General features: G+C 69.8%; 15 protein-coding genes and 1 pseudogene. 8 read left to right on the top strand and 8 right to left on the bottom strand.

Annotated features, from left to right (window positions below; translation table 11 throughout):
- Nucleotides 1-5 precede the first annotated feature (5 nt).
- Together ABT063_RS31180 and ABT063_RS31175 are read right to left on the bottom strand one after the other, a co-directional pair.
- Nucleotides 6-995 carry a glycine betaine ABC transporter substrate-binding protein gene (locus ABT063_RS31180; RefSeq protein WP_351062922.1) on the bottom strand — a complete coding sequence of 330 codons (990 nt, stop codon included), beginning with the start codon at nucleotides 993-995 and terminating at the stop codon, nucleotides 6-8.
- 16 nt (nucleotides 996-1,011) lie between these two features.
- Nucleotides 1,012-4,101: a DUF3604 domain-containing protein gene (locus tag ABT063_RS31175; RefSeq protein ID WP_351062920.1), complete on the bottom strand. Its 3,090-nt coding sequence runs from the start codon at nucleotides 4,099-4,101 to the stop codon at nucleotides 1,012-1,014.
- Nucleotides 4,102-4,322: 221 nt separating this feature from the next.
- Between ABT063_RS31175 and ABT063_RS31170 the strand changes: the two genes are divergently transcribed.
- Both ABT063_RS31170 and ABT063_RS31165 read left to right on the top strand, forming a co-directional pair.
- The gene (locus ABT063_RS31170; protein ID WP_351062919.1) at nucleotides 4,323-5,237 is read left to right on the top strand and encodes a LysR family transcriptional regulator; all 915 of its coding nucleotides are present in this window, start codon (nucleotides 4,323-4,325) and stop codon (nucleotides 5,235-5,237) included.
- A 125-nt stretch (nucleotides 5,238-5,362) separates the two neighbouring features.
- Nucleotides 5,363-6,490 carry a sugar ABC transporter substrate-binding protein gene (locus ABT063_RS31165; protein WP_502990919.1) on the top strand — a complete coding sequence of 376 codons (1,128 nt, stop codon included), beginning with the start codon at nucleotides 5,363-5,365 and terminating at the stop codon, nucleotides 6,488-6,490.
- 482 nt (nucleotides 6,491-6,972) lie between these two features.
- Here ABT063_RS31165 and ABT063_RS31160 read toward each other — a convergent pair whose 3' ends face one another.
- The 6 genes and pseudogenes from ABT063_RS31160 to ABT063_RS31135 all read right to left on the bottom strand — a co-directional run bounded on the left by ABT063_RS31160 (nucleotide 6,973) and on the right by ABT063_RS31135 (nucleotide 10,277).
- Nucleotides 6,973-7,419 carry a hypothetical protein gene (locus ABT063_RS31160; RefSeq protein WP_351062916.1) on the bottom strand — a complete coding sequence of 149 codons (447 nt, stop codon included), beginning with the start codon at nucleotides 7,417-7,419 and terminating at the stop codon, nucleotides 6,973-6,975.
- Nucleotides 7,416-7,682: a hypothetical protein gene (locus tag ABT063_RS31155; RefSeq protein WP_350846586.1), complete on the bottom strand. Its 267-nt coding sequence runs from the start codon at nucleotides 7,680-7,682 to the stop codon at nucleotides 7,416-7,418. The genes ABT063_RS31160 and ABT063_RS31155 overlap by 4 nt, the downstream gene beginning before the upstream one ends.
- Before the next feature lie 262 nt (nucleotides 7,683-7,944).
- A pseudogene (locus tag ABT063_RS31150) lies at nucleotides 7,945-8,333 on the bottom strand (DUF1152 domain-containing protein); the annotation flags it as partial.
- A gap of 194 nt (nucleotides 8,334-8,527) precedes the next feature.
- A complete protein-coding gene (locus tag ABT063_RS31145) occupies nucleotides 8,528-9,001 on the bottom strand; it encodes a hypothetical protein (protein ID WP_351062914.1) in 474 nt (157 codons plus the stop codon).
- A 16-nt stretch (nucleotides 9,002-9,017) separates the two neighbouring features.
- Nucleotides 9,018-9,224: a hypothetical protein gene (locus ABT063_RS31140; protein ID WP_351062912.1), complete on the bottom strand. Its 207-nt coding sequence runs from the start codon at nucleotides 9,222-9,224 to the stop codon at nucleotides 9,018-9,020.
- Between the two features lie 12 nt (nucleotides 9,225-9,236).
- A complete protein-coding gene (locus tag ABT063_RS31135; protein ID WP_351062910.1) occupies nucleotides 9,237-10,277 on the bottom strand; it encodes a helix-turn-helix domain-containing protein in 1,041 nt (346 codons plus the stop codon).
- A 407-nt stretch (nucleotides 10,278-10,684) separates the two neighbouring features.
- Here ABT063_RS31135 and ABT063_RS31130 point away from each other — a divergent pair, with 407 nt between their 5' ends.
- From ABT063_RS31130 to ABT063_RS31105, 6 genes are all read left to right on the top strand, one after another.
- Nucleotides 10,685-11,128, top strand: coding sequence for a hypothetical protein (locus ABT063_RS31130; RefSeq protein WP_351062909.1), 444 nt, complete (start codon nucleotides 10,685-10,687; stop codon nucleotides 11,126-11,128).
- A 290-nt stretch (nucleotides 11,129-11,418) separates the two neighbouring features.
- Nucleotides 11,419-11,640 (top strand): hypothetical protein, encoded by a 222-nt coding sequence (locus ABT063_RS31125; RefSeq protein ID WP_351062907.1) that lies wholly within the window; start codon nucleotides 11,419-11,421, stop codon nucleotides 11,638-11,640.
- A 327-nt stretch (nucleotides 11,641-11,967) separates the two neighbouring features.
- Nucleotides 11,968-12,180 carry a putative ATP-grasp-modified RiPP gene (tgmA, locus tag ABT063_RS31120; RefSeq protein WP_351062906.1) on the top strand — a complete coding sequence of 71 codons (213 nt, stop codon included), beginning with the start codon at nucleotides 11,968-11,970 and terminating at the stop codon, nucleotides 12,178-12,180.
- Nucleotides 12,177-13,124 (top strand): ATP-grasp ribosomal peptide maturase, encoded by a 948-nt coding sequence (gene tgmB, locus ABT063_RS31115; protein ID WP_351062904.1) that lies wholly within the window; start codon nucleotides 12,177-12,179, stop codon nucleotides 13,122-13,124. Before tgmA ends, tgmB begins: the two co-directional genes overlap by 4 nt.
- A complete protein-coding gene (gene tgmC / locus ABT063_RS31110) occupies nucleotides 13,121-14,239 on the top strand; it encodes an ATP-grasp peptide maturase system methyltransferase (protein WP_351062902.1) in 1,119 nt (372 codons plus the stop codon). The genes tgmB and tgmC overlap by 4 nt, the downstream gene beginning before the upstream one ends.
- A gap of 406 nt (nucleotides 14,240-14,645) precedes the next feature.
- Nucleotides 14,646-15,824 carry a tyrosine-type recombinase/integrase gene (locus tag ABT063_RS31105; RefSeq protein WP_351062901.1) on the top strand — a complete coding sequence of 393 codons (1,179 nt, stop codon included), beginning with the start codon at nucleotides 14,646-14,648 and terminating at the stop codon, nucleotides 15,822-15,824.
- The last annotated feature ends 5 nt before the right edge of the window (nucleotides 15,825-15,829 follow it).

Below are 15,829 nucleotides of genomic sequence, written 5' to 3'. Positions count from 1 at the left end.
GTGGATCAACTCCCGACCACCGCGGCGGCGCCGTCCTCGCCGCTCACCGTCTTGACTCCGGTCAGCCACTTCTTGACGACCTCCGGATGGTCGGCCATCCATGACGAGGCGATCTTCTCGGCCGACTGCTTCTTGTTGTCGTACGCGTCGATCCATTCCGAAGCCGTCGCCGGGTCGATGGTGATCTGGGACAGGAAGCGGGCCAGGTTCGGGTCGTCCTTCTTCAGGCCCGAGCGGGTGAGCACCCGGATCTGGCCGGCGCCCGGCCAGACCTTCTGCGGGTCGGCGAGGAAGGTCACGTCCCACTTGACGACCATCCAGTGCGGCCGCCAGGCCAGGAAGACGACCGGCTCGTCCTTGGCGACCCGGCGGGTGACCTCGGCGAGCATGGCCTCGGTGCTGCTCTGGACCAGCTTCCACTTGCCGAGCCCGTACGCGTTCTTCTTGATCGCGTCGAGGATGTACTGGTTGCCGGGCGAACCCGGTTCGATGCCGAGGATCTCGTGCTTGAACGCATCGCCGTGGGCGGCGAGGTCCGCGAGGGAGGTGATGCCCAGCTTCTTCGCCGTCGCCCCCGGGATGCCCGGCGCGTACTGCGTGCCGGTGAGCAGCGTGCCCGTCACCGCGACCGACCCGTCGTCGATCAGCTTGCCGTACACGGGCTTCTGCGAGGGCCACCAGTTGCCGAGGTACGCGTCCGCCTTGCCGGTGGACAGCGCCTGCGCGCCCAGCGGCACCGACACGTCCTGGACGGAGGGGGAATAGCCGAGCTCGGTGAGGATGTCGGAGGCGATCCGGTTCTCGACGACGAGGTCCGCCCAGGGCTGCTGGACGAGACGGACGGAGTCCGATCCGCCCCCGGAGGAGCCGAACGAAGCGGAGTCGCCGCCGCCGCAGCCCGCGAGGAGCGGCGGCAGGAGGAGGGCGAGGGTCAGGGCGAGGGCGCGACCGCGTATCGAACGCAATCTGCCACGGAAGCTGTCGAAGAGGAGCATGGGAGCTGTTCTCCTGTCAGGAGGGTGAAACGGCTGAGGGTTCACGCCCCGTCGGCTCCTCGGGGTCGACCCAGACGGGAGAGGACCAGGCCATCTCGCCGTCGGTCTGGATGACACGTACGTAGTAGAACGCGGGGCCGCCGGGATCGTCCGTCCACGTCAGTCGCCGCTCGGTGCCGCCGAGCGAGGTCAGCCCGCCGGTGCCGCGGCCCAGGCACAGCCGTCCGCCGTCCCCGCCCGGCAGTTCGACCGCCCCGGCCAGCAGCTTGCCCAGGGCGACGGTGGTGCCGCCCTGCGCGGTCTTCAGATCGACCGTGGCCTCCGGCGGGCCGACCAGGGTCAGTTCGATCCCGCCGCGCTGGGAACCGTACGGCTCCCCGAAGGACTTGGTGGACGCCGTCCACCGCACCTCGCCCTCGTCGGCCATGGTCACCTCGGGGCCCCAGTACGGCGTCCGCACCACCTTGCCGCCGTCGATGCGCAGCCGCCCGCTCCAGTCGGTGGTCACGCCGCTGCCCCCGAACTCCACGCGCAGCGGCAGCTCGACCCAGCCGTCGGGCAGTCCCAGGTCGGGCGACAGCGACCGAATCGTCTCGCCGCCGCGGACCAGCTCGATCCGGGCCAGGTCGCGGAACCCGCGGGCGTAGACCTCGATGTCGACGGGCCCGGTGTGCCGGATCTCGCCGCCCATGAAGGCGCCGCCCACCCGTACGTCGACGATGACGTCCCGGGTGGTGGCGCCGAACACCCGGCGCGCCTGGAGGGCGTCGAACACGCCTTCCCGGGTGAGCTCTCCGGCGTACGCGCCGACGTAGCTGGCGCCGTTGCCGTGGTCCGAGCTGGCGATCAGCCCGAAGCGGTGTCCCCGGCGCAGCCCGTCCAGTACGAACGTCCCGTCCAGCGTGCCGTCCGAGTACTGCCGGAAGCAGCCCTGCCCCTCGTAGTTGCCGCGGCACGCCTGGAAGACCTCCACCAGGCGCAGGAACTCGGGGTCCTGGTAGTCCCAGTCGTAGGGGATCATCGCCGAGCCGGGGTGATGCGGGATGGTGAGGGCCGGATAGGCCGGATGGCGCCGCAGACTCGCCCACAGTTCGTCCGGTGTCCGCGACCCCGCCGCGAACGAGGAGTAGATCGGCGCTCCGCGTTCCTCGGAGCCGTAGATCACGTTCTGGTGGCCGGTGTCGCCGGTCCACTCGAAGCCGTACAGCGGCACGAAGCGGCCGTCGACCCGGAACAGGTCGGCGATCTTCTGGATCGACCACCACTGGTAGGCGCTGCTGTTCTCGGAGTGGTCGGTGACCGCCCAGAAGTCGTAGTCGCAGACGTCCCAGCCGTAGCGGTAGAAGTCCTCCAGCGACGGCTCGTCACCGGAGGTGCACCGGCTTACCAAGGAGTGCCGGTGCAAGTCTCCCCAGTAGAGGGTGAGTTCGTCGCCGTCGACCTCGGTCCGGTAGCGCGGGGAGGCGGTGGCCGCCCAGGAACGGGCCTCGCGGCGGTCGCTGCTCGACACCACCGCGAGGGGGCGGGTGGCCCGCGCGGGCCGGCCGTCGGCGGCCAGCGTCGCGGTGCCGATCGCGCCGACCCCGTGCATGCCGTGCCACACCACCGACCCCAGGTGCTCCAGCAGAACCGGGCACTCCCGGCCGCCGAAGCCCTCCGTCCAGGTCAGGCTGCGCTCCAGGCGGCCGTCGGTCTGCCAGGCCAGCACGACCCCGTCGCCGGAGCGTGCCACGGCGACCTCCTCCAGCGTGCCGTCGCTGCCGCCGAAGGTGACCGGCTTCGACCAGCCGTCGGGGCCGAGTGTCTGCGCGGCGGCCTCCCAGTAGTACGTCATGAGGGGCAGCCGCCGGTGGGTGCGGTACGCCACCGTCAGCCCGCCGTACGCGTCCGCCGCCAGCCGGGGCAGCCCGCCCGGTACGACGTCCAGCCCCTCGGCCAGGATGCCCTCGGGTTCCAGCAGTCCGTCTTCGGTCACCCGCACGACACGCAGTGAGGCCGTCACCTCCGGCAGCAGTTCCGGCGGTACGGCATCGCCGCTGTCCCGCATCCCGGCCAGCCGCGGTGCTTCCGGAAGTTCCGCCGCGGGCCGCAGCCGGGTCGGGCCGGAACCGCCGTGCCCGTGCACCGCGATCAGGTCGAACGCGCACCAGATCCCGCCGTCCGCCGTCACCGCCAGGCTCGGGTGCAGCGCGTAGTCGGTGCCCGAGCTGACCGGACGTACCGGGCCCAAGCTCTCCGAGGTGTCCCCCGTGCACACCACGACCCGGTACGACCCGGCCACGTACTCCGACCAGGCGTACACGCTGCCGCCGTCCGGCAGCGCCGCCACCGCCGGATCCCACGCGTTGCCCGCCGCCCCCTCGCTGACCAGCCGGGTCCCGCCCCACACCCCGCCGTGCCATCGCCGGGACCAGATGCCGAAGCCGGCCCCGTGCGGGCCCTGCCACACCACCTCGACGCCGCCGTCCGCGTGCGCGACGACCTCCTGGTTGAACGACGGGTGACCGGTCCCGCCGACCCGCCGCGCGGCGCCCCACCCGGAGGCGGGGTCGTGGCGGTGCGCCCAGACGTCCACCCGGCCGTCCGCGTCCGCCCGCCCGTAGCAGACCCAGGCGGCGCCCTCCGCGTCGAAGACGGCGGACGGGCGGAAGCAGTCGGACGGCTCGTCGTCCAGCACGACCGGGAGCGCCTCGGCGCCCGGGCCGTCCGCCAGCGCCGCGACCACGCGTTCCCCGACGTCCTCCTGCCACTCGATCCACACGTACAGGACCCGGCCGTCGTCCGCCGCCGCGACGGCCGGCCGGGCCGCCGAGCGCTGTCCGCACACCGCCCGCCCGGGCACCCGGCGGTGCCCCGCGAGCCGGTCCGCGGCCCCCAACTCCCTTTCCCCAGCGGCCAGATACTCGGTGAGCCGCCCGCCGCCCTCGTCGACCCACATGTAGCGCAGCGGATCGGGGTCCAGGGTGGCGACGACAGCTGAGATGTCCGTACACGCGTCGATCGCCGCGGCCAGGCGGCGGTTGAAGGCGAGCACGCGGTCGAGGTCCATCCGCTGGCGCTCGGTGTAGCCGGCCTGGTGGTGGTCGATGCCGCAGCACCTCGTCATGGGGAGGCATCCCTTCGGGGCAGTGGTGACCAAGGGGGGAAGGGAAAGAAGACTGAGGGGAAGGAGACTGAAGGGAAGGAGACTGAGAAGTGAAGGCGACGCTGCCTCCCGGCGGAAACCCGCCTCATGGCGGAAAACGATCCCGCCCCGACAGCGGCGAGAACAACGGGTACGCCCGGCGGAGGAAGACCAGTTCTTGACCGGACCCATAGGATCCGTCAATGGAACGTCGCCAACTGGAGTACTTCCTCGCGGTCGTACGCAGCGGGGGGTTCACCAACGCCAGCCGCCGTCTGCGGATCGCACAGCCCTCCCTGTCGCAGGCGATACGGGCGCTGGAACGGGACCTCGGCGCCACCCTGTTCCACCGGCTGGGCCGCGGCGTCGGCCTCACCGCGGCCGGTGAGGCGCTGGTCCGCCCGGCACAGCAGGTGCTCCGGGACTTCGCCACGGCACGGGCCTCGGTGGAGAGTGTGGTGGAACTGGCCGGCGGACGGCTCGACATCGTCGCGCTGACGACGCTCGCGGTCGACCCGCTCGCCGACCTGATCGGCCGGTTCCGGGAGAAGCACCCGCTGGTCGACGTCCGGGTCTCGGACCCGGAACACGACGACGCGGTGACCCGGATGGTCCGTACCGGGGAGTGCGAGCTGGGTCTTGCCGAGTCCCCCGTCGACCTGGAGGGGCTGGACCATCTGCGCCTGCCCGGCCAGCAGTTCTTCGCCGTGCTGCCACCCGGTTCCGGACCGGACGGTGGGCAGGCCGTGAGCGTCGCGGAACTGGCGAAGTACCCGCTGATCTCGACACCGGAGGGCACCGCCATGCGTGCCCTCGTCGACCGCGCGCTGACCATCGACGGCAGGCCGCCCCGTATCACGGTCGAGACCACGCACCGCGCCGCCATCGTCCCGCTCGTCCTGGCCGGCGCCGGCGCCGCCCTGCTGCCGCGCCGGCTCGCCGTGGACGCGGCCGGCCAAGGGGCGGTCGTCGTGCCCACGACACCACTGCTGGTCCGCAGCGCTGTGATGGTGTGGCGCTGCGAGCAGCGGTCGCCTGCGGCCGTCCGGTTCGTGGAGCTGTGCGGTCAGGTGCCGGACCGGGCGGCGGCTCCGGCTCCGGCTCCGGCTCCGGAGTAGCGTCCCCGCCGCACACCGATCCGCACCTCGCAGACATCGCAGGCATCGCAGGATCGCGAGCCGCACCGCACCGCCCGACTTATCCTGGCAATGAATGGCCGGCGTGGACGGCCAGGGGGTCCCGGATGAGCCAGGGAGGTCCCCGCGTGAGCGCCTATCGGGGTCGTACGGCCATCACCGCAGCCGCATTGTCGCTGGCCGTGTCTCTGGCCGCCTGCGGCACGGACGGCGAGTCCGCCGACTCGGGCGGGACTGCCTCCGGCAAGGACGGCTTCACGGTCGGCCTGCTGTTCAGCCAGATCGTCCAGACTCGCTGGGAGAAGTTCGACAAGCCCCTGATCGAAAAGAAGCTCAAGGAGCTGTGCGAGGACTGCACGCTGGAGTACGCCAACGCCGAGGGGGACGTGGCCACCCAGCAACAACAGGTGGACACCTTGATCAACAAGGACATCGAGGTCCTGATCATGAGCGCCGTGAACTTCAGATCTCTACGCCCCGCGGTCGAGAGGGCACACGACGCGGGCATCCCGGTCGTCGCCTACGACGGCCTCGTCGAGGGCCCGATCTCGGCCTACGTCTCCTTCGACAACGAACGGGTCGGCCAGCTCCAGGGCGAGGCGCTCCTCAAGGCCCTGGGCGACAAGGCGGACGACGGCCAGATCGTCATGATGAACGGTCCCCAGACCAGCCCGACCAACATTTCCTTCAAGAAGGGCGCGCTGTCCGTCCTCGAGGGCAAGGTCAGGATCGGCAAGACGTACGACATCCAGGGCTGGAGGCAGGAGAGCGCCCACACCAACATGGTCCGCGCGATCGCCGCCCTGGGCACCGACAGCATCGACGGCGTCTACGCCGCCAACGACGGTCTCGCCGCCGGCGTCATCTCCGCCCTCAAGGCCGCCGGCATCGAGCCACTGCCCCCCGTCACCGGCCAGGACGCCGACCTCGCGGCCTTGCGGCACATCCTCAGTGGCGAGCAGTACATGAGCGTCTACAAGCCCTTCAAGGCAGAGGCCGACGCGGCCGCGGAGATGGCCGTCGCCCTGGGCCGCGGCGAAAAGCTCGACGACGTCGCGGAGACCACGGTCGACACGCCCACCACCAAGGACATCCCCGCCATCCTGCTCGACCCCATCCCCGTGACCGTCGACAACATCAAGGACACCGTGGTCAAGGACGGCGTGTACACGACCGACCAGATCTGCACGCCGAGGTTCGAGTCGGCTTGCGAGGAGGCCGGACTCACCGAGTGACAGCGTGGTCCTGCATGGTGGTTCTCCCTCTGGGTCTTTCCGGGGATCTTGGTGAGCTGCGTTTTTGCTGGCCCAGGCAGTGCTCACATGCGGCTGAGTGGTCGTCATTGCTCGTCGTCGGCCACTGCCGAGCGGCCTCGGACGGCCCAGAGACGGTCCGCGCAACCGGGGCCAGAAGCCCCAGGCAAGGGGCGGTCGGCACCCGCGGCTGGTAGGTGGCCCTTTGGCCGGTGCCCCCGGCAGGATTCGAACCTGCGACACCCGCTTTAAAGGAGTTTTCCCTGGGCGGGGCTGTGACCTGGGCAGATACGAGCCACGGGTTGTCTGACCCAGGGGAAACACACCTCCGTAGTTCTCACGTGTTCACGGTGCTTCCCGTGCCTGTGTGTGCTGAATACGTGCCGGTGGACGCCGTCCGACAAGGGCATGGGGTGCTCGGGGGAGCCAGCGAGTGGTCGGAGTGAGGTGCGGGCGGCGTGTCGTCAGACCTTCTCGACTCGCACGGAGTGTCCCGCGAGGAGTTGATTCATGTCGTCGGTGTCGGAGGTGAAGACGGTGGCCTGAGCTCCCTGCACGGCTTCCCGCCCGGCCACAGCCGCCAGAACGGCGTCGATGGCGTACTTGTGCCCATGCAGGCCGGCTGCCTTCAGCATGTCGCGCGCCATGGCGATCACCTGGTCGTCCGTGTGCACGACGCGGATCCGGGACAGCGTCCAGTTCCACAGTGGCTGTCTCGACGTTTCGCGAGGGTCCCATGCTTCCAAGGTTGTGAGCGCCGAGGTGACGATCGGGATGTCGAGCCGCGGAGCCGTCTTGATCAGCGCAGCCAAATCCCGATCGCCCTGAACCGCCTTGGAGAGAGCCTCGGAGTCGAACACGAAGACGCGCTGGCGCGGCCGGTGCGGCTTCGCTCGGGCCGTGCGGCTCACGCGGCCTCGTCCGAGTGTGATCGCTGCTCGTCATGCCAGCCGTCGATGGCGGCGATGCGGTCCAGCGCTGCTTGCTGCTCGTCGTCCGTCACGGCGCCGTGCTCTTCTTCGAGACGATCGGCCAGCTCGCGCAGTCGGTCCATGGCGTCCTGATGAGCGGCGGCGGCCGCGATGTAGCCGGACACCCCCCGCGCGTCGACGCGCTCCTTGATCGATTCCACCAGCTCTTCCGGCACGGTGATGGTGATCTTCCGAGTTGCCATACTTCAAGTATGCCATGTTCCGTGTGGCGCTGCCTGCTCTTCTCGGCGCGGGCGCCGCTTGTGAGGCCGTCGCCCATGCACACGACGGCCGCGACCGAGCCCGCAGCGGTGAGGCGGGGCAGAACACCGCGGATGTCCTCACGGACGGGATGGATTGTCTGCGTCGGCGGTCACGTCGCGCGCAGCGTCCAGACCGAAGTCGCTGCTGAATGCGCTCATGCCCTCGGTGCCCCCTGGGTGGAGGTACCGGTGGCTGCGATGCGCCACAAGGGTGCGTCGCCTCGGTGATGCGGCGGAACGTCGTGTGGGTGACTCCGCGGTGCCGGGCCTCGGCTTCGAACTGGTCGAGTTGGGACAGCACGGCCTGGGGGTCGAGCTGCACCGGTGGCTGGTCTTTGAGCCATGCGGCCTTGTCGCGTTCGTAGTCGATCTCCGAGTAGCCGCAGATTTCACGGCTGTGTGCCTCTGCCTCGTCCAGGGTGGTGGTCGCCGTGATGGGCGGGCCAGCTGGTTGCGGCTCAGCGCGTCGTCCAGGTCGACCTCATGGGCGGTCGGCCCTTCGTCGGTGAGGGGGACGGGGAGTCCGGCATCCCGCATCCCGCACGTGCCGCGTATGCCTCGGGCTGTCGCCGCCAGCATCCCGGTTGCCTCGATGCCTCCAATGGATCCAGGGCTCCGTGAGCGAGTCCTGAGAAGCGGCCTTCTCCAAGACCTCCTGAACCGCGCCCACATTCCCGTACGGGCGCAGCTTCTTCAGCACCGGGGCGAGTCGCTGCCGAGGGCCTACGGAAGCGACGCCGCCAACGACGAGACCACGAGGGCCCTTCCGACGCGGGAGGTGCCGGTTATCGACTGGCACCCTCCGGCCACACGATGCGCACTGGTACACCGGTCCGCTCGGCGTACGCGACCACATCAGCTGTCCCGCCGTACCCCCGGGCCGGTTTCCCGTCCCACACCGCAATGAGCTCGTCGACCAGGCCCACGAGGATCTCACTGCCGGCCTGATGCGCCTCAGAGCTTGACTCGGCCATGCCGGTCTCGTGGACGTCGGCCGCGCTGCCGTACAACTCGTCATAGACGGGGTGGTGCCACTCCGGGAGGCTCTCGCGGTACTCGGTGGCGGGAACGACGACTTCAAGCTGTCCGCCGTGCTCCAGCACCGCTTGGGCGAACCAGGAATCGGGGCCATCGGCGATGCACGACACGGCCGTCAGACCGTCGGCGTCAAAGCCGCGTACGGCCTCAGCGAGCATCGCGCGCACCCGTTGCTCTACGTCCTTGCTGAGCCCGCGGTGTCCGGTGATCCCTACGCGCATGCCGTGATCCCCTCTTCTACAGGTAGACGCCGTGTAGGCGGTCGTCGAAGTCCCGCACCATCTTGGGCGGGGAGGCGGTTGTGAGGGTACGGCGCACGGCGCGGGCACGCTCCACGATCCGCCCGGACCGGTACGTCAGGCCGGCGTCGAGGGCGCGCGAGGCGAGGACGAACGCGGCCTCCACCCTGCCGGCGGCGAGGTAGCCGGCGGCGATGTCCAGCACCAGCAGGGCGCGCTACTTGGCGTGGCCGGTGGCCAGGGCCTCTACGTCATCACTGGTCACCCAGTCCGAGAGGCCGAGCCGTGCGCCGCACGCTACCCGGCAGGCGGCCACCTTGTCCGGGGTGAAGGAGAACACCCACGGCCAGGGAGGCGGCTCCTCAGATGCCTTCAGGGCCTCTGCTCCGGCCCGGCTCGCGGTCAGGGCTTTGTCGGCCGCCCGCCGGTCTCCGGCCGCTGCGTGGCCGAGCGCCTCGACGCTGGAGAGCCACGCATCCGCGACGGCCGGACGCCGGTCGCCGAGCGCGCGCCGTGCCCGGCGGGCGAGGTTGAGTGCCTCCACACCGTTCCCGGCGTGTGCCTCGAACTGAGCGAGCGTGCCGGTCTGGTAGGCGGCCAGCAAGGGGTTATCGGCCGACTTGGCGGCCTTGATCGCTGCGCCGTACCAGGAACGGGCGGAGCCGTTGTCGCCCTTGTCCCACGCGAGCCAGCCCGCGAAGGAAGCGGCTTCGCTGCCCACTGCTGCCAGCCGGGCCCGGTCGCCGTCGCCGTTCGCGGATCGGGTGATGCTCTGGATGAGCCGGATGTGAGACTCGACGGTGTCGTACAGGTCACGGGATGGGGTGGAGCCGTCGAGTCGTCTGTAGGCGCTGGTGGACAGGCGCAGGGCGGCGGCCTGCCCGCCGCCGCTGTCGGTGGCATCAGCGGCAGGAGTAGGAGATAGGGCCGAGGTCGCCGCGGCTGCGACGACCCCGCCCAGAAGAGTCCTGCGGTGCATCTCGTCTGACCCTTCTTTCACCTGCCCCTGTGGGCGGCCGTCCGCGAGACCCACCAGCGCCGGCGGAATGGCGAGGTGTGCGGCTGCCGCCTCCAGGATGTTCGTGCTGTAGTCGCCCTGGCCCTTGCTCTCCAGACGCGAGACGGCGGACTGCGACAAGCCCAGGGCTTGGCCCAATGCCTTCTGCGTCATCCGCTGCTCCTTGCGGGCCAGCTCGATGACGCGTCCGTAATCGCCGGCCCGGGACGCATCCCGGATCGGCCCAGTCTGGAAATCCACGGCGTACCCCCACGCTACGAGTCCCACGGCTTTGGGCGCCCACCCGTACCCGCTCAGCGCATATCCGTATGCGGGTGCCGCATGAGCGATGGTCGCACGGGCCCGATTGATCGTTGACTCATGTCAGCACCAACGACCGTCATGTTCCGGCGCGTTGGTGCGGCGGAGGCCGTCCTGTGTCCCCGGGACGGATGACCACCGCCCCTCAATCCCCTCACCACGATGAGGCTCCGATGACCGACACCAGAGCAGGAACCACGCAGAGGAAAGTCACCACACCCCCGGACCTCACCACCACGTCCGTGAGGACACGGGGTCCCGTCCTCCCGTATCCCCTCAACCCCTTAACGCCGTTGACTCCGCAGGACCGACATGGCCGGCCCGGCCGGGAAGCTGGAGGAGGCCAAGTGACCGGCGCTGAGACTGACACCGAGGTCACGGAGGCGACGAGTTTGACGACCCTTCCGGAGCGTCAACTCGCGGTCTCTCACTGGCTCCTCGGTGCTGCGGACGACCGGGATACGGTGCGTGTGCAGTGGGCGGAACAGGAGATCGCGCTCCTTGCCTGCGGCAGCATCTTCTCCGCCGTACGGATTCCCGCCGGTCTGGTGTGGGCCGCGGCCAAGACGCACGAGCCGAGGGAGGTGGACGCCTTTCTCCGCCAGTGGTTCGACGGCGGCGCGGTGTTCATGGACCTCCACTCCCTCCTGCACTACGCCCTGGTGCCCGGATCCGCAGCGTGGCGCTGGAATGACCGGGACTTCCCGGGCGTGGGGTGCCTCGGACGTGACAGCTTCCTCGGCGTCCCGGCCGTCCATCTCACCGAGCCGGCCGCACGCGCGTACTGGTGACTCCCGATGGACTCGCCCGGCGACCTTTGTCACCTGGACGAGGTGGAGGAACTGGTCCGCTCCGGCCAGGCGGCACGTAGTCAGGGAGTGATCCGGTGACCGTGGAGGTCTTGACGGGCGCCCGCTCGACTTCGGAGGCACGCAGTGGGAGTTAGTCAGGCGCCGCCGATCGACGCCGCAGCGATCAAGCGCACGTGCGAGCGCGCGCTGTGGGACCCGAGGCCGAATCCGGCCGAACAGCGTCCCTCATCGCGGAACTTGAGGAGTGTGTGCGGCTACTCGCTCCGAAGTTGGCGACGCTCACGCCGCGGATGCAGGAGAAGATGCAGCGCTTGGCGCGCATGGTGCTGAGGCACGCTGACGAGATCCTGGACCAGAATGCGCCGACCGCCGATCTGCCGGCGCGGCTGCACGACGCCGGAGTGAATGCGCGTGCACTGCTGTACCTGCTCGAACGTCCCGGTGAGCTCACACCAGACGAGGAGACGGCGAGCCAGGCCCCGGACCGCTGACTCATCACCGTGCCGCCCCAACACCCCCGGAGGCCTGACGGAACCTGGCCCTCGGAGTGCTTGCCCGGTGGCCCGGCCGCCGTCCGGCCCTGGCCATGGGGCAGTCACAAGCTCCGCCCGTACGACGAACGGCATTCGGCGCGGGCGGAACGGCGCCGGGGCCCACGTCCCTTTGCGGCCCCGGCGCCACCCCATCACCCGCCATCCAGGCGGATTCCACCACCAGGACACAGAGGAGAGGCATGTTCGTTCACTCTGACCGTCTGCCCACGGGCCCGGCGGTCCCCCAGGGAATCACCACCCCCCCTCCCTTGGGGAGTCAGCCGCATGGAGCCCTACCCCACGATGGCCCCCGGGTACGCCAGTGCCCAACTGGACCCGGCCACGCAGACCGCCGTCTTCTACGACGGTGCCGACCAGGTCATGGAGATGCCCGGCCACGGCACCAGCACGGGCACGACCCCCTCCACGGGCACTAGCCCGGACGGGCAGGGCCAGGGCAACACGGACTCCGACCAGGGGAGCGACAGCGACCAGTGAGTGATCCGCGTCCGGTGTTGGTCGTCACCAGCCTGCACGACCCCACCGCCGACGTGGTGATCAGCGGGCTGCACGACCGGGACGTCCCGGTCGTGCGGCTCGACTCGGGGGACTTCCCCGCATCACTGTCGGTGGAGGCAGAGATCACCCAGCACGGCATACGGGGCCGCCTGCTCACCGCCTCCCGCATGGCCGACCTGGCCAACATCCGCGCCCTCTACTACCGCCGGCCGACCGGCTTCGCGTTCCCGCACCTCAGCGAGCAGGCTGCCCGGTTCGCCGTCACACAGGCCAGGTATGGACTCGGGGGAGTACTGGCGTCACTGCCCGGGTGCCTCTACGTCAACCACCCGCACCGCATCGGGGATGCGGAGTTCAAACCGGCCGGACTGGCCGGGGCGGTAGAGGCCGGGTTCCTGGTGCCGCCCACCCTCATCACCTCCAGCCCCGACGCGGCCCGGGCATTCATCAAGCGGAACGGCTCGGTCATCTACAAGCCGCTGTACAACCCCGTGTACCGAGTCGACGGCGTCTCGTCCGTCGTCAAGGTCGCCGAGGTGTCCGCGGCGGACATCGACGACGGCGTAGCGGGCACAGCACACCTGTTCCAGAAGCGCATTCCCAAGACAGCCGACGTACGGGTGACCGTGATCGGCGCCTACGTGTTCTGCGTCCGTATCGATTCGGACCTCCTCGACTGGCGCACCAACTACGACCAGCTCACCTACACCCCGGTGGAGCCGCCGCCGGGGATCGAAGCTGCGCTCTACCGCTACATGGACCGCTTCGGGCTCGTCTTCGGGGCTTTCGACTTCTGCGTAGCGGAGGACGGGCAATGGTGGTTCCTGGAGTGCAACCCCTCCGGCCAGTGGTACTGGCTGGAACCTGAGACGGGTCTTCCCATGTGCGCGGCCCTGGCAGACCTTTTGGAGAGGAAGTCGTGACCGATCAATCACAGCTCCACAGGCAGCTCCTCGACAGGATGACGGCCAACGGCAGCCTGCGCACAGAGCCGTGGAAGCAAGCCGCCGCGGCTGTCCCCCGGCACGAGTTCCTGCGCGGCGGGTTCTTCCGCCTGGTGACCGGGTCGGTGCCCACGGCGTGGGAATCCGTCCGGGAAGGTGACGAGGGGTGGCTCGAAGGCTGCTACGCGGATGAGTCGCTGGTGACCCAGATCGCGGGCACGATCGTGCCGGAAGACATCCGCGGTCAGATCATGCGCCAGCCGACCAGCTCCAGCACCGTGCCCTCTCTGGTACTGCGCATGCTGGAGGACCTCCAGGTCGAGCCCGGGGCGAAGGTGCTGGAGATCGGGACCGGCACCGGATACTCGACCGCGGTTCTGTGCGCGCGGCTCGGCGAGGAGAACGTCACCTCGATCGAGTACGACGAGGACGTGGCCGCGCGAGCGCGGACAGCCCTCGGCCATGCCGGGATGTACCCCACACTCGTCACCGGCGACGGGCTCCTCGGCCACGGCGAGGGGGCGCCCTTCGACAGGATCATCGCCACGTGCGGCGTGCGCACGATTCCTGACGCGTGGATCGAGCAGACCCGGCCCGGCGGCCTGATCCTGGCGACCGTGGGCGGGTGGCTCGGCTCGTCGGAGCTCGCGCGCCTGACGGTCCACGACGACGGAACGGCGTCCGGCCCACTGCTGGGCGGCGGGGTCAGTTTCATGCTCGCGCGTCCCCACATGCCGCCGCCGCTCGGACTGCTCCCCGACTTCAGCGAGGGCAAGGAGCGCGAGGCCGTCATCGGAGCTGACGTACTGGACAACTGGACTTCCCGCTTCGTCGCGAAGTCTTCCGTACCGGGCGCACAGCGCCTGACCCTGCCACGGGACGGACGCACCGAGGACGTTCTGATCGACGCCGAGTCCGGCTCCTGGGCCGCCCTCTACGAGGACGGCGGCCGGTGGGCCGTCCGTCAAGACGGGTCGGGCGCCCTCTGGGATGCCGTAGAGGAGCAGCTCGGCCGCTGGCATGCCGCCGGGTCTCCGGTACTGGAGGAGTTCACCGTCAGCGTCACCCCACACGGCCAGACCATCCGCTGGTAACCCGTCATTCGGGCCCCGCCCTTCCGCCTCCGGTGGAGGACAGGCGGGGCCGGTGTCGTGTCCAGACGCAGAGGACCGTGATGCAGAGGTTGACGACGGCCGCCGCGGACGTGCTACCGGTCAGCGAAGCCGCCGACACGAACTGACGTACTTCCGTTAGGTCTTGCCGGGGATCTTGGCGAGCTACGTTTTTGGTGGTCCAGGCAGTGCTCACATGCGGCTGAGTGGTCGTCAATTGTGTCGCGAGCTGGTGCCGGCGTAGTAGCGCCTACCTGGAGGCCCACGCTCCCGAGGGCGGCCACGACCCCACGCTGCTGCGCAAGGAGCACATGGTCGGCTTCGTCGCCGATCAGCGGCGCCGTGCCGAGCACGGACCGAACGCATCGGACTGGAGCGGCAGTTCGTCGTGGCGCTGCCCAGCGGTGGGAACGTCCGCGGCAAGCGCCGTCGGCCGTTCTCCGACGAGGCGGCCCGCGCCCTGGCCGACGATTCCAACCTCGCCCGCCTGGACAGCACGGACATCGACGACCGCGGGCTGCGCGACATCTGGGAGACGATCGTCGTCACCGGGCGCCGGGCCAGCGAGGTCCTCACCCTCCGCCTGGACTGCATCGGCCGGTACAAGGGCCTGCCCCTGCTCTGGCACGACCAGACCAAGGTCGGGCAGCTCGACGAGGCGATCCGTATCTCGGAACGGATCTACCAGCGCATCGAGGCGCGGCAGGCCAGGACCCGCGCCCGCTTCGCGCAGCGCCACGGCCGTCCGCCGACTCCGGCCGAGGAGCTCGACCTGGCTCTCTTCCCGCGCCGTACGGCCAACCGGACCGGTGTGAAGAGCGTCAGCTACGGCTGGTTCCACAGGCATTTCCACGACTGGGTTCTCACGCTGGACATCCCTCACACCGTCGCCCACCAGGCCCGGCACACCCTGGCCACGAACCTGCTTAAGGCAGGGGCTAACCTCGCACAGATCAAGCGCTACCTCGGCCAGATCTCCGACGCCATGGCCGAGCACTACGCCCACATCGCCAACACCGACCCGCGCCTCAGCGACGCCCTGCAAACCGTCTGGGTCAGCGGACCAGGCGCCCTCGAACCCGGCATCGTCTTGTCCGGCGGCGAACCCATGAGCCGGCAGGAAGCCGAGGCCATGCTCGTCGACCTCACCCACCGCTCGACTCCGGCGGAAGGAGGCTTCTGCACCTTCCAACCCGTCGTCGACGGGGGCGCCTGCCTCTGGAACCTTGACTGCCACAACTGCGACAAGTTCGTCATGACGGGCGCCGACCTCGTCTACTGGCACCGCAAACGCGAGCATTGGCGCATGCTCGCCGAGGGTGCACCCGACCCGGCCACCCGGGACTACCTGCATAAGCACTTCGACCCCACTGCTCGCGCGATCGACGGACTGGAGCGCGCCCTGGCCGCCACCGGCTTGCTCGAAGAGGCGCTCAGCCTCGACCTGCGCCGCCCCCAGGACTACTACGGCCGCGTCTGGTCCGCCGCTTTCCGAGCCGGTGAACTCGCCCACCAGCAGGACGACGACGAAGCCGAGCTCGACGACCTCAGCCTTCAGGCCAGCTGACCGAC

The sequence above is a fragment of the Streptomyces sp. NPDC002838 genome, assembly GCF_040295365.1.
GTDB lineage: Bacteria > Actinomycetota > Actinomycetes > Streptomycetales > Streptomycetaceae > Streptomyces.
This window is presented reverse-complemented; position numbering and strand designations above follow the sequence as displayed.

Excerpts from the sequence above, each read along its gene's own strand:
- ABT063_RS31180 (WP_351062922.1), bottom strand. The coding sequence starts at position 995 with ATGCTCCTCTTCGACAGCTTCCGTGGCAGATTGCGTTCGATACGCGGT.
- ABT063_RS31170 (WP_351062919.1), top strand. The coding sequence starts at position 4,323 with ATGGAACGTCGCCAACTGGAGTACTTCCTCGCGGTCGTACGCAGCGGG.
- ABT063_RS31175 (WP_351062920.1), bottom strand. The coding sequence starts at position 4,101 with ATGACGAGGTGCTGCGGCATCGACCACCACCAGGCCGGCTACACCGAG.
- ABT063_RS31165 (WP_502990919.1), top strand. The coding sequence starts at position 5,363 with ATGAGCCAGGGAGGTCCCCGCGTGAGCGCCTATCGGGGTCGTACGGCC.
- ABT063_RS31145 (WP_351062914.1), bottom strand. The coding sequence starts at position 9,001 with ATGCGCGTAGGGATCACCGGACACCGCGGGCTCAGCAAGGACGTAGAG.
- tgmA (WP_351062906.1), top strand. The coding sequence starts at position 11,968 with ATGGAGCCCTACCCCACGATGGCCCCCGGGTACGCCAGTGCCCAACTG.
- ABT063_RS31155 (WP_350846586.1), bottom strand. The coding sequence starts at position 7,682 with ATGGCAACTCGGAAGATCACCATCACCGTGCCGGAAGAGCTGGTGGAA.